Here is a 12200-nt window from a genome sequence, read left to right on the forward strand (position 1 = left end):
CCGCGGCACCTTCACCAGCGTCAAGGACCTCATCGCCGCAATCGAGACTTACATCGACGCCTGGAACGAACGCTGCCAGCCGTTCACCTGGACCAAGACCGCCGACGAAATCCTCACCAAAGCAACCAGCGGTCAAAGATCATCGTTCACGCGACACTAGGACTGCTTGGGCTTCCCCAGAAAGGGCGTCGAACACAGAGCGAACACAGAACTCGAGGAGTTCGCCTTGATCCTTTATCAATTGCAGAGGGTCACGCCCAGCCTCGGTAGCAAGGACGAACCATCGGATGGCGAGCGGGCTGTACCTTAGCTTCTCGACTACGATCCGACGTGTATCCATTGATACCCGTTGCAGATGTTCAATTCTGCGCGATCGTGCCAGATCATTGAGTAGGTGAATACTGTCGCGTTCGCTGAGCGCATTGAGCGGATATCGCCGCTCGAACTCACCTATGCCAAGCCGACTGGTCACAAGGTAAGCCACGTCGTCGGGCAGTGCGTTATAGAGGGTAGAAAACTCCGCGCCGCCCAGACTCTCGAGGTTGTCGAAGACCACTAATACCTTGAGACCATTCAGGACTTGCGCGAGTTCTTCGACCGTGCCGACGAAGTTGGAGTCGAATGTCGCACCAAGCGGTCGCATCGCGCCGGCCAAATCGCGAGCGGCGTCAGCGATCTCGCGAACTCCATTGGCTGTTAAGCGTTCACTCTTCAGTGATGTCCAAAGGACTGCGTCGAACGGTCTGTCGATATCGTCCACGAGATCGAACGCGACTTGAATTGCGAGTGCCGTCTTACCAATGCCACCTTCTCCCGTGACTGTGATAACAGGCTCTCGACGTCGCTTTAGAAGGGCTACGAGCTCGCCCACCTCCTTCGACCGGCCGACTAGTCCCGTCTCGTCATATTCGGGAAGTGGCAGATTGTGTAGCGTATGAGCGTTCCTTTCGCGAATCTCAACCAATGGTTCCCACGAGGGATCCGTGTCCAATTGACCAATCGTTCGCTGCGTCTCGGCCCACCACCTCGTTCGAAAGGAGGTGAGCAAGGAGATTGCGGCGTCGCTGTCTCCTTCGGCAAGCGGACGGGCATGCATCACACGCTTGCGGATTGCCACAACCCGGTCCAGATTTGGCGTGAGCTCTCTCGCTTCCTTGCCTAGTTCTTCTGGAAGAAGACCACGGTGCGCATTTAGAAGGTCGTAGGCCTCACGGAGATCGAGGTAATCTACCAATGAACTCGACTCTGAAGCCGCCGCGTCCTCGGCTCTTCGCTGGTCGCACTTAGCCACCTTCTCGCCGAGAGTGCCAGATTCTCCTATCTCGGAGACGACGTATCGGGCGAGGATTTGCCTGATGTCACGCTCGAACGAGTCTATGAGGACGTAGAGCCGTGCTCGGCTCATCGGGATGCTTCGCTGCTCAGTCATGCTGCTGCCCTCCTGTGCTGGACCAGCTTCGGAGCGGGCCCCCTCGCGAACAATAGCGTGAGCCTCAACCCCAAACGGCGATAGTCGGTCGGCGGACGTGAGAGCGGATGCCTGACGCGGCAGCGGCTGTCTCGGCTGCAGGGACAGCCGGCCGAGTCTGGGCATAAAAACGCAGCACTAAGTGCCGAATCGATTGTGAGCGCGCGTGTGCCGACCCTGAGCCAGGAGTCGGCACATGGTTCCGTCCACCTCCGATGGTTCACATTGAACGGCATAGACATTTTGCGGGCGCGAGTCGAGTGCAGCGCGCCGGCTCGAGATCGTATATCGGTGTTCGATTACGCATATCTACCGCCCGAGGATCAGTAACGCCGCGCAGAGTCGGCGTTCGGCGTCGCTCGAGGGTGTATTCATCCTCGACGACCGGCCCGTGCTGCGAAATCGTCAAGTGCGTCGAGCACGTCCCGCGACTGCCACATCCGGTTGCGGGCGAAGCCGGTGAACTCCTCCAAGATGCCCACCTCTACGAGTGGCGCGACGGCGCGCAGCGCGTTTTGGGGGGTGACGGCAAGTTCGCGCGCCACAGTCGGTGTGTCGATGACTGGTTGGCGGATCAGGACGTCAGCCAGCTTCCAGGCCGTCGCTCCTCGCCGGGCCTTGATCGTGTCTTCCCAACGTTGCCGGATCTCTCTGAGGTCGAGCACCAGCTGGCGACCGTTGGCCGCCGCCGCGAAGGCAGCGTTCGCCAACTTCTCGACAATCGCGGATGGGTCGCCTTGGCGGTAGGCGGTCAAGGAGTCGAAGTACCCGTTGGTGTCAGTCAGCAAGCCTGCTGACACCGGCACGGTGACGTTCCTGGTCAGTCCGTGACCGCGCAGCATCGCATGGATGAGCGCCCGGCCGGTGCGGCCGTTGCCGTCAGGGAAGGGATGGATCGTCTCGAACTGGGCGTGAGCGATCGCGGCTTGGCTGAGCAACGGCAGGTCCGCGCGCCGGGTGAAATTGACCAGGTCAGCCATCAAGGCAGGCACGTGGTCGTGATGAGGCGGTATGAACGCAGCTCCGTGCGGTCCGAACGAGTCGCCGCCGATCCATACCTGTTCCTCGCGCCATCGGCCGGCGATCTCGGGCTGGACGTCCACCAGCAGGGCCTCATGCATGGCCAGAATGGCGTCTTCGTCGAGGCGGTCGGCGAGCGCGAGCGCGGCGACCATCGCGGCGACCATCGCGGCGACGTTGCCGACGATCTCGGTCGCGTTGCGTTTGTCCTTGCTTCCGAGCTCGGCCAGCGCGATCGACTTCGCACCTGACGTCAGGTTCTCGATCTTCGAGGACGATGCCGACTCCGACCGCAGCAACACCGAGGCGAATGGCGCCACCTCCGCACCCAACTCCGCGTCGAACCGGGCGATCTCGACCGAGGCATCTTCGGCCAGCGCCGCGACGGAAGTTGGAAGCGCAAGCGTCTGGTCAGCGATCTCTGAGACGACTGCCGCCCGATACGGCCCGGAGTGCCGCTGCCGCACCCGGTTGGACACCAACCCCGGCGAGATCGTCGACTGCCAGGCCCGCGCTTCCGTTCCAATGGCCGGCCACGGTGCTGAAACCATCCGTTAACAGTACGCTCAGAAGCTAAGTAAATGAAATTATACGTCGGCCACGTATACGGACCGCCGATCGTCGGGCCCGCAAGCATCCGATCAGAACGCGGGTTCCGATAAGACCAACGGCGGATAGCAGAACCGGTTCCCGGCCGAAGCGGACCAGTTGACCGGGCCGCGATGTCAGCCCTGGGTGAGGACCTGAGCACCGAGTTCCGCAAGACGGCTCCGAACCGCTCCGAACCGCTAGCGGAGCATCTGCGCTCAGCCAAACGTTGGCCAACGCGGTCCGGAAGGCCGAATTCTGTCGCGCAGCCCGATCCACCTCCGCCAGAACATCAAGACCGTTGCCCGAGTGCGAGACAAGATCCTCCAACGGCCCCACCCCGACCCAGCCGAGCAACTCCGCATCGCCACCGGCGGTCTCGGCCAACACGATCAAAGCGTCTACCACACCCTGAACGGCATCGACGCAGGCGACCTGAATGAATTCACATGCCCCACCGTGCTCACCGGCCCGCCACTCACTGAACCAGTCCGCCGCCCAGGCAGCCACGCTAGGCCAGCTGACTTCCGTCCCCTCGACCACGTCTGCCACGCCGCACGAGCCATCCGGACGGAAGCTGGCCTCGGACCCGAACATGCCGCCAGCCTAGAGATCACGTGAAGGCCCTGCTCCGACGCTGGGGGTAGGTACCGCGGCTCGATCCAAATCTGAGGTCCCAGACTTGGATGTTCCTGGGCCACATGCAACGGAAGTTGGAGGCAGGAACCGACCTAACTGGGATCAGAAGTAGCTCCGGTAGCACCGGCCCACGGATGCGCTAAGTAATGATCTTGACTTTCGGTTGCTTAGAGCAGCTCTGAAGCTCACTTGCGGGTCAGATAGGAGCGGTCACCCCGAGACTCGCTCATGCTGAACTACGCGCTGCTCAACAGTCGGATGACGCCACCCGCGCCAACTGGCTACCGAAGTGGCTGCCACGCGGATTTCGGACGGAGGGCCAAGTGCCTCTAGCCCTGTAAAGATGGGTGGAGCTGAGGGGATTCGAACCCCTGACCCCCACACTGCCAGTGTGGTGCGCTACCAGCTGCGCCACAGCCCCTAACCGATCAACTCCCCGTTTCCAGCGAGCCGTGATGAGTTTACACAAACCTCGGAACCCCCTCCGAACCAGCCCCTGGCGCACCAGCGAGACGGGCGCACAAGGAGCATCCAACACGCCGAGACCCCCCGAATTTCCTGACTTACAGTGTCCTCGGCCATACTTGAAGCGAGCCGCCGAGGTTTCGCGCCAACCGCAGGCCCCCGTGGAGCGGCGAGGACAACACTTAAGGAGACATCCGTGAACCGCAAGGAACTGGTGACCGCGGTCGCCGAGCACGCCGACCTGGAGCAGAAGACCGTGGACGCGGTGCTGCGCAGCCTGCAGGCCACCCTCGAGGACGCCGTCGCCAAGGGTGACAAGGTCAGCGTCCCCGGCTTCTTCGCCGTCTCGGTCGGCCAGCGAGCCGCCCGCGAAGGCCGCAACCCCGCCACCGGCGACACCATCCAGATCGCCGCTGCCAACACCGTCAAGTTCACCGCCGGCAGCGCCCTCAAGGATGCCGCCAACAAGTAAGCCAGGCCCCACCAGCACAGCCACACCAGCACGACCCGCAACACAAGCCAAGCGAGAAACAAGCACAGAGCAAAGAGAAGGGCCGGTTCCCCGCTTGGGGAACCGGCCCTTCTGCCTACGAAAAGCGCTACTTCTTGGTAGAACCAGAAGCAGACGGGGAAACCGCAGCGCTCGGCGACGAGCTCGTCCCAGCCCGGCTGGTAGCCGAAGGGGACGCGGTGGGCGACGGCGCCGCGGTGGACTTGGCCTTCGACAGCGCCGTCTGGATCGCGTTGTCAACCTGAGCCACCGTCACGGCATCGTTCGTGCCACCGAGCTTGGTCCCGGCCACGAACACCGTCGGCGTCCCGTTGACGCCCTTCTTGGACGCGGCGTCGGTCACCCCGGCCACCAGGTCCTTGTGCTGGTTGCTGGTCACGCACGTCGAGAAGTCCGCGCTGGTGATGCCCGCCTGCTTGCCCCAGGCGATCAGCTGCGAGTCCGGCACGCCGTTGCCGTTCTCGGCCGGCTGGTTGTTCTTGCCCGACGTCTTGCCGTACAGGATGTCGTGGAACTTCTGAAAGTCCGCCGGACTCTGGTCGGCCGCGCAGTAGCCGGCGTTCGCGGCCCGGGACGAGTACTTGTTCCCATTGGACAGCGAGTCCAGGAACGACATCACGTGGTAGTTGACCTTGATCGTGGTGGCCTTGACCTTGGCATCGAGGTCCTTGGTCAGGCCGCTCTGCTCCAGGTCGTTGCAGATCGGGCACTGGAAGTCCTCGTACACGTCGACCGGCACCGGCGCCTGCTGGTTGCCGACCTTCACGCCCGTCGCCGTGGTGGCATTCGCGGTATCGACGTTCGGGGCGATCTTGGCGCGGCTGCCCTGCACGCCGATGGCGACAAAGCTGACCAGCACCACGGCCACCGCGGTGCCTGCTGCGATGTAGCGCTGCTTGTGCCGCAGCTCCACCTCGGCAGCGGCGCGGGCGGCCCGGTAGCGCCGGACATTCTTCTCCAGCTTGGCCTGCTTGGGCGTCAGCTCCGGCACCATCTCGGACGAGATGATCGCCTGGTCCACCGACCACTTCGTCAGCGGCCACCGGATCAGGAACGCCGCCAGCGCAAGCAGCGCCAGGTCGCGCAGGATGTCCAGGGTGTAGCTGGTGGCGCTGGACTGGCCGCCGCCGCCGAAGCAACCGCACTCGATCTTGATGCCGCGAGCCGCCGCCTGGGCGATGCCCACCAGGAACACCACGAACAGCAACGCGCTCACCGCGGCCGCGTACCGGGTGATCAGCCCGATCAGCAGCAGGATGGCCAGTACCAGCTCGAGCACCGGCAGGCCGTACCCGATCGCCTGGCTGAGCCACTCCGGTGTCGCGTCGTACGCCCGGACCGCCTGCACGAACGTCCGGGGGTCACCGATCTTGGACAGCGACGCCCAGAACCACACCGCCGCGAGCACCACCCGGACGATCAGACCGGCCCAGCCGAGCCGTTCACGGTGAGCCGATAAGGCTGCGAACCTCACTGATACGAACCCCTCACTTGATGCCAGCGACCAGCGGCAGGTCATGCACGACCTGACCGGCCTCGTCATTGCTTTGCAGGAAAGCCACCCGCGCGTAGTCGTCGGAACCGTAGAGCAACACCTGCGCGGAGTGGGTCTGCCCCTCATCCTGGGCAAGTGTCACATGTGCGGCAGCCTGCGCGGCGTCGATTTCGGACTGTGTCCCGGTCAGGCCGACGAACTTGTTTCCCAGCCCCGCGTCGAACTTGCTCAGGTAGCTCTTGAGCACCGGCCCGGTGTCGTGCTTCACGTCGGTCGTCACGAACACCACCTGCGTCGCGGTCCGCACGTTCGCCGGCACCCGGCGCAGCGCGGTGGCGATATCGGCGAGCGTGGTGGGGCAGACGTCCGGGCAGTTGGTGTAGCCGAAGTACAGCAGCGTCGGCTTGCCCGCGGTCACGCTGCCGAACTTGAACGGCTTGCCGGCCTCGTCGGTGAGCGTGAACTGGGGACGGGGCTGAGGCGGCGTCAGACGGAGCCCGGAGTACGTCGGGTCAGTGTGGTCGTTCAGCTCACTCCGGGTCGCCGACGGGGCCGGCTGGGCGCTGGTTCCTGAGCAGCCGGTCACCACGAGCATCGCGGCGGCCAAGCCGGTGAGAAGGCGTTTGGTCATTTCGGCGCTCCCGCCGTCGGAGCCGGAGCGCTGATGGCGATCACCGGAGCCGTCACCAGCATCTCACCGGCCTTGGCGAAGTCGAGCTGCAGGTTCACCGTCTGGCCCGGCTTGAGGGCGCCGTACAGCTTCTCGATCATGGCGTGCCCCTTCCCCGGTGACAGCGTGACGCTGCCGTGCGCCGGAATGGTCAGCCCTGCCGCGCTGGCGCTCATCGAACCGTCCGTCTCGGCGTGCAGGGTGGTCTCGGCACCGGCCCCCGAGTTGACGGTCGTCAGGACGTCGGCGTCGGCCGTGGTGTTGTACACGGTGAAGTATGCGGCGGCGTTGATGCCATTGGCCGGCTCGCGGACGTAGGCGCCGCTCACCACCATCGGGGCACCCGCCGGGGAGGCGCTGGCCGGAGTGGCTTGTGGCAGGGCCCCGCGGACCAGGCCGGCGGCGCCGACGAGCGCCACGAGCCCGGCGGCGATAAGTGACATCGGGGGACGGATCACGGAATCAAGTATCCCAACTGCTGATTGTTAGCGCTGTGAGCGGGCTCTGTCACGACACCTTCAGGGTGGCGACGGCGGTGGTCGAGTCGAACTCCGAGGTCTGGACGGTAAGCGTGACCTGCCAGCTGCCCGCAACCGGCAGCAGCACCCCCGAGGCGGTGTAGTCCAGCGACCCGTCCGCGTGCAGCGGAATCGGGATTGGGCCGAGCTCCTTGGACGGCACGCTCGCCGTCGCCGTCACGCTGGTCGGCTTCGTGCCGCCGATCACCTGAACCGCGAACCCGACATTGCCGTGGGCGGCGGGACTCACTTCGACCATCGCCCGCGAGGACGACGTCAGCGCCACCGTGACGTGCTGCGGCTTGCTCCGCTGCGCGGCGAGGGCCACCTTGCCGGGCGGCTGCGAGATGAGCACCGCGGTCGCCCCCAGCACCACCGCACCGATGGTGACCTCGGTGAGCAGCGTCCGGCGGAGCCGTCCGAGCGTGCTCCGCTCGGGCCGTACCTGCTTGGATTCCGCTTGAGTCGGCCTAGACCGCACCGGACGGTTCTGGACGGCGTTGCGCGCGAAGTACCCCAGCACCACCAGGCCCGCGAAGAGCACCACCTTGAACAGCACCAGCTGGCCGTACCGGGTGGTGGTGATCGCGTCCAGGGTGCCGATCTCGCGCCAGGCCTGGATGGTGCCGGTCACCGCCAGCGTCGCCACACAGCCCATCGCGATCCGCGAGAAGATCGGCAGCCCGGCCGCCAGCTCGGCGGTGTCGGACTCCCGCTCCGACTCGGCGAAATCCGCTTCATCGTCGTCTACCGCAGCCGGCCGCAGCCGGGTCAGGGCCGCCACCAGCAGCGTCACCAGTCCCCCGAGCCAGACGATCATGGCCACCAGGTGCAGTGAATCGACCAGCACCGCCAGCCAGCGCGGGTTCTCCGACTGCGAGTGCCCGGACGCCGCGAACGTGACGACGATGCCGACCACCACGATGGCGGCGGCTTCCGGCGCCCAGCTGAGCCGGCGGCGCAGGTTCGGAGCCAACAGCGCGGTGAGCGCCGCGCCGAGCAACCCGAGCAGCACCAGCCGCAGCGACAGCAGCTGCCCGGCGTTGACGTGCAGCGTGTCGTCCAGCAGTCCCGTGTGCAGCAGCGATCCGAAGCCGCTGCCGGCCGCGTACGGGCCCTGCAGCAGGAACTCCCCCACCGCCCCGAGGACGGCCAGCGTCCAGCCGGACCACACCAGCCGCCGGATCGAGCTTCGCCGCTGTCCGGACGGCCAGAGCGTGAAGATCAGCCAGCTGCCGCCGAGCAGGCCGACTCCGGTGAAGCTGAGCCAGTGGCTGACCGCCAGTGCGGATGAGATTCCGCTGTTGACCGGAGCGGAGCCGGACGCGGCAGCGCCGATCGCCAGGGCGCCGTTGCCGACCACGAACCGCAACGAGCCCGCAACCGGATGCGAGTCCGCCGAGGTGACCCGGTAGCTCGCCAGGTACGTCCCGTCCCCGAGACTGGACTTGAGCGCCACCGAAACCGAGGTGGGGTCGCCCCGCGGATGGCTGGCGGTGCCCGCATCGACCCGTCGACCGGTGCCGTCGACGATCCGCAGGTAGCCCAGGTCCAGGCCGACGGCCTCGTCGAAGCGCAGCGTCACCGTGGCCGGGGCCTTGGCCAGCCTGGCGCCGTCCGCCGGATCGGAGCTGACCACCACGGCGTGGGCGGAGGCCTGCGGAGCCAGGAACAGCAGGACGGACAGCAGCCCCGCCAGCGACAGCAGTAGCCGCGCGGCCCGGTTCACGCGGCACCGCGGTGCCGTCGCGGCCGGCTGATCCACCGCGGCCCGCGTTTGTCGATGCCCGCGTCCTCAGCCGGGCCGGGCAGCCGCTCGGAGCGCGACATCAGCGCGACCAGCACCAGGCCGACGACGATTCCGGCGTGGCTGGCCAGCCGGGCGCCCTCGACCGCGCCGGACAGCACGTCGGGAATGCTCAGCAGGGCAAGTACCCCGACGAAGGTGGCCAGGATCGGCAGCGTCCCGATGGCGCGTACCGGCTTCACCGCCACCGCGAGGAAGGACGCGCCCATGGCCAGGTTCCACGCGGCGCTCTCGTGCGCGGCGTGCGCGCCCATCGCCATCGCGCCGCGCATGGCCACGTTGTCCCCGAACAAGGCCGGCATGGCCAGCGCCCACTGCACGAGGCCGACACCCGCCAGCGCGATCCGCACCCGCCACCGGCGGCGGCTCAGCCGGGTCGCGGGCAGCACGACACGCTGCAGGATCGCCTCGCTGAGGTCCGGCGGCGTCACGCCGGTGATCCGCAGCCCCCGACCGGCGCGAATGGCGGTCTGCAGCCATCCGGCACACTGGGTGCACGAAGCCAGGTGGGCGTCCAGCGCGGACGCGGACATGCCGATCGGCTCGCCGTCCAGTCGCCCGGAGGCCGCCTCGCGGTAGCCGTCACAGGTCATGCCAGTCAAGTCGGCTGCGATGGCGTTTCGGTTCCGGGCATGTGCGCCGGGTCACCGTGCGCCGTACAGCTTGGCACTCGCCAAACCGAACAGGGCAGCAGGACGAACAACTCGAGGAAGAGGGAGGCAGCGGTGCAGACTCAGGAACCGGAGTTCGACGACCTCACGCTCGCGGCGCTGCAGGCTCGCGCCGGGGACACCGACGCCGCCGCTCGCTTCGTCCGGGGTTCGCAGTCGGATGTGTGGCGGCTCTGCGCGCACCTGGGCAGCCGGCGCGACGCCGAGGACCTGACCCAGGAAACCTTCGCCCGCGCCTTCGCGTCGCTGCACCGCTTCGCCGGCCGGTCCTCGGCCCGTACCTGGCTGCTGTCCATCGCCCGGCGGGTCTGCGCGGACGCCATCCGCAGCCGCAAGCCGGTCAGCCCGATGGCCGAGATCGAGCCGCGCGAGCGCGGGTCCGACCCGGCCGACACGGTCAGTCTGCGGCTGCTACTGGACTCGGTGGACGCCCCGTTCCGCGAGGCCTTCGTCCTGACCCAGATCCTGGGCCTGTCCTACCCCGAGGCTGCCGACGTCATCGGTTGCCCGGTCGGCACCATCCGCTCGCGGGTCGCGCGGGCCCGTGATGCCCTGGTCACCGGCCTGGGCGACGGTAGCCGCTCCAACCGCAAGCTCGGCTGACTTTCTGGCTTTGAGCCCGGACAGCTCAGGCGGCGCCGCGGGCCTGGACGTCCTGGTGCGCCCGCCGCTCGGCGAAGAACGACGCGAACGGAACCGTGCCGGCGATCATGATCAAGCCGAGCTTCAGCCACGGCCAGCGCAGCCGGATACCGAGGTCGAGAGCGGTCAGCAGGTACACCATGAACAGGAAGCCGTGCGCGGTGCCGATCAGCCCGACGGGACCGTCATTGTGCGCGAAATACTTGAGCGGGACGGCGACGAAGACCAGCAGGATCAGCAGGACGCCGGTGGTGAAGGCGAGGATGCGGTAGCGCAGGAAGGCGCCGGACAGCCCCTTCTGGACAGTGCTGGTCACTCAGCAGCCTCTCGGTCGGCGGTGTTCAACTGAGCGTCCGCGGTGTTCAGTTGTGCAAGGTAGGCGTTGAGCCGCTGGCGCTCCGGGTCGGTCTCGACGGTCGGTGCCGAGGCCGCCTGTCGGTAGGCGACATAGTTTCCGGTGGGGGCCGGCTGGACGGTCTTCTCGCGGGGCTCACCGCCGCGCAGGAAGTCCCCCACGACCCGCACCCACATCACCAGCGTGAAGATCACGAACGCCCACCACTGCAGCGCATAGGCATAGTTGCGCAGCTCGCCGTGGTGCCGGATCGCGGCGTGCCACTGCCACCGGCCGAGCCAGACCATCGCGCAGCAGACCGCGATCACGACGACGTGCAGCAGCAGCCACTTCGGGTGCAGCAGTCGCAGCTTGCTCGGACGCTCGGACACGCCATCACGGTACGTCGTGGCGCTATGCGCGCGTCAGCCACCGGCAGCGCCCGCACAGCGGTTGATCAGTGACCGCTCAGACCGTGGTGACGTCGTCCTCGGGGGCCGGCTTCGGGGTGAACAGTTCCAGCGCGATGCCGTCGGGATCGCGGAACTCCAGGATGTAGCCGGCGCCGATGTCCTTGACATCCCCGTGCCGCGCGCCGAGTTCGTCCAGCGCCCGGGCGGTGTTGTGCAACTCGTCCACCGAGCTGACCGCGAAGCTCAGGTGGTCCAGCCCGACCCGGTTCTCGTCGAAGGTGTCGGAGGCCACCGGACGCAGGCCGAACAGTGAGTCGCCGAGCTTGTAGATGACACCGCCGTACAGAAAGGACAGCTGCTGCCGGGTCGCCTCGTCGGCGTCGGCTGGCACCTCGAAGGCCACCGGCAGGCCGAAGACCGCGTCGTAGAAGGCTCGCGAGCGCTCGATGTCGGTGACGGTCAGGCGGACGTGTGCGTAGGTGTGCGTGGCGATGGGCATAGCCCTAGCGTGCCACTGGTCCCCGCGGCGCGCGTCCCCGGTACCGCCACTCGCCGCCGTCGCGGACGAACGCACTGTTCTCCGACTGCGCACCGTCCAGACTGTTGATCCGGTAGTGAGCCCGGAAGTCGACGGTGCCCTCGGCGTCGAACAGGGCGCCGCCGGTGCGGCCGAGGATCTCCAGCCGGGTCCAGTGCTGGCCGCGGTCGAGTTCCAGCATCGCGGGCCGCGTGCTGCGGTGCCAGGTGCGACGCAGGAAGGCCACATCGCCGAGCGCGAAGGCACTGAACCGCGCCCGCAGCAGCGCCTCCGCGGTGGGTGGGGAAGCGTCGCCCCGGTGGTAGCGGCCACAGCACGCCCCGTACGGCTGACCGGAGGCGCACGGGCACGGGCCGGGCTGTGTGGTGCGCTGTGCCATCCAGCCATTGTGCGTGCGGATGCGGTCCGCGTGCGGATGAAA

Annotated in this window: 14 protein-coding genes, 1 tRNA gene and 1 pseudogene; 3 read left to right on the forward strand and 13 right to left on the reverse strand. The window is 66.9% G+C overall.

Annotated elements, in window-relative coordinates; genetic code table 11:
• Positions 1 to 160: pseudogene (locus tag RM423_RS25565) on the forward strand (IS630 family transposase); the annotation flags it as partial.
• Here RM423_RS25565 and RM423_RS09980 read toward each other — a convergent pair.
• The 4 genes from RM423_RS09980 to RM423_RS09990 all read right to left on the reverse strand — a co-directional run bounded on the left by RM423_RS09980 (position 140) and on the right by RM423_RS09990 (position 4136).
• Positions 140 to 1429 (reverse strand): ATP-binding protein, encoded by a 1290-nt coding sequence (locus RM423_RS09980; protein WP_311422877.1) that lies wholly within the window; start codon positions 1427 to 1429, stop codon positions 140 to 142. The pseudogene RM423_RS25565 and the gene RM423_RS09980 overlap by 21 nt on opposite strands.
• A gap of 410 nt (positions 1430 to 1839) precedes the next feature.
• A complete protein-coding gene (locus tag RM423_RS09985) occupies positions 1840 to 3039 on the reverse strand; it encodes a Fic family protein (protein ID WP_311422878.1) in 1200 nt (399 codons plus the stop codon).
• A 22-nt stretch (positions 3040 to 3061) separates the two neighbouring features.
• On the reverse strand, positions 3062 to 3673 hold the full coding sequence (locus tag RM423_RS25570) for a DUF6869 domain-containing protein (protein ID WP_396327670.1): 612 nt from the start codon (positions 3671 to 3673) through the stop codon (positions 3062 to 3064).
• A gap of 390 nt (positions 3674 to 4063) precedes the next feature.
• Positions 4064 to 4136: transfer RNA gene (locus tag RM423_RS09990), tRNA-Ala, on the reverse strand.
• A 240-nt stretch (positions 4137 to 4376) separates the two neighbouring features.
• Between RM423_RS09990 and RM423_RS09995 the strand changes: the two genes are divergently transcribed.
• Entirely contained in the window at positions 4377 to 4652 is a 276-nt protein-coding gene (locus RM423_RS09995) for an HU family DNA-binding protein (RefSeq protein WP_311422879.1), read from the forward strand.
• Between the two features lie 127 nt (positions 4653 to 4779).
• On the opposite strand, the gene RM423_RS10000 is transcribed toward RM423_RS09995, so the two are convergent.
• The 5 genes from RM423_RS10000 to RM423_RS10020 are packed head-to-tail and all read right to left on the reverse strand — an operon-like array spanning position 4780 to position 9783.
• Entirely contained in the window at positions 4780 to 6165 is a 1386-nt protein-coding gene (locus tag RM423_RS10000; protein WP_311422880.1) for a MauE/DoxX family redox-associated membrane protein, read from the reverse strand.
• A 13-nt stretch (positions 6166 to 6178) separates the two neighbouring features.
• Complete coding sequence (locus RM423_RS10005) at positions 6179 to 6817, reverse strand: SCO family protein (protein ID WP_311422881.1); 639 nt, start codon at positions 6815 to 6817, stop codon at positions 6179 to 6181.
• On the reverse strand, positions 6814 to 7314 hold the full coding sequence (locus RM423_RS10010; protein ID WP_311422882.1) for a copper chaperone PCu(A)C: 501 nt from the start codon (positions 7312 to 7314) through the stop codon (positions 6814 to 6816). Before RM423_RS10010 ends, RM423_RS10005 begins: the two co-directional genes overlap by 4 nt.
• A gap of 49 nt (positions 7315 to 7363) precedes the next feature.
• On the reverse strand, positions 7364 to 9103 hold the full coding sequence (locus RM423_RS10015; RefSeq protein ID WP_311422883.1) for a copper resistance CopC/CopD family protein: 1740 nt from the start codon (positions 9101 to 9103) through the stop codon (positions 7364 to 7366).
• Complete coding sequence (locus RM423_RS10020; RefSeq protein WP_311422884.1) at positions 9100 to 9783, reverse strand: hypothetical protein; 684 nt, start codon at positions 9781 to 9783, stop codon at positions 9100 to 9102. The genes RM423_RS10015 and RM423_RS10020 overlap by 4 nt, the downstream gene beginning before the upstream one ends.
• A gap of 123 nt (positions 9784 to 9906) precedes the next feature.
• On the opposite strand from RM423_RS10020, the gene RM423_RS10025 reads away from it, so the two are divergent.
• A complete protein-coding gene (locus tag RM423_RS10025; protein WP_311422885.1) occupies positions 9907 to 10455 on the forward strand; it encodes a sigma-70 family RNA polymerase sigma factor in 549 nt (182 codons plus the stop codon).
• 25 nt (positions 10456 to 10480) lie between these two features.
• Here the strand turns inward: RM423_RS10025 and RM423_RS10030 are convergent, their stop codons facing one another.
• The 4 genes from RM423_RS10030 to RM423_RS10045 all read right to left on the reverse strand — a co-directional run bounded on the left by RM423_RS10030 (position 10481) and on the right by RM423_RS10045 (position 12158).
• Positions 10481 to 10810 (reverse strand): DUF3817 domain-containing protein, encoded by a 330-nt coding sequence (locus tag RM423_RS10030; protein WP_311422886.1) that lies wholly within the window; start codon positions 10808 to 10810, stop codon positions 10481 to 10483.
• Positions 10807 to 11220: a hypothetical protein gene (locus RM423_RS10035; RefSeq protein ID WP_311422887.1), complete on the reverse strand. Its 414-nt coding sequence runs from the start codon at positions 11218 to 11220 to the stop codon at positions 10807 to 10809. Before RM423_RS10035 ends, RM423_RS10030 begins: the two co-directional genes overlap by 4 nt.
• Positions 11221 to 11296: 76 nt before the next feature.
• On the reverse strand, positions 11297 to 11740 hold the full coding sequence (locus RM423_RS10040; protein ID WP_311422888.1) for a VOC family protein: 444 nt from the start codon (positions 11738 to 11740) through the stop codon (positions 11297 to 11299).
• Between the two features lie 4 nt (positions 11741 to 11744).
• Positions 11745 to 12158, reverse strand: coding sequence for a YchJ family protein (locus RM423_RS10045; RefSeq protein WP_311422889.1), 414 nt, complete (start codon positions 12156 to 12158; stop codon positions 11745 to 11747).
• Positions 12159 to 12200: the final 42 nt, after the last annotated feature.

The sequence above is a fragment of the Jatrophihabitans lederbergiae genome, from assembly GCF_031845305.1.
Taxonomy (GTDB): Bacteria; Actinomycetota; Actinomycetes; order Mycobacteriales; family Jatrophihabitantaceae; genus Jatrophihabitans_A; species Jatrophihabitans_A lederbergiae.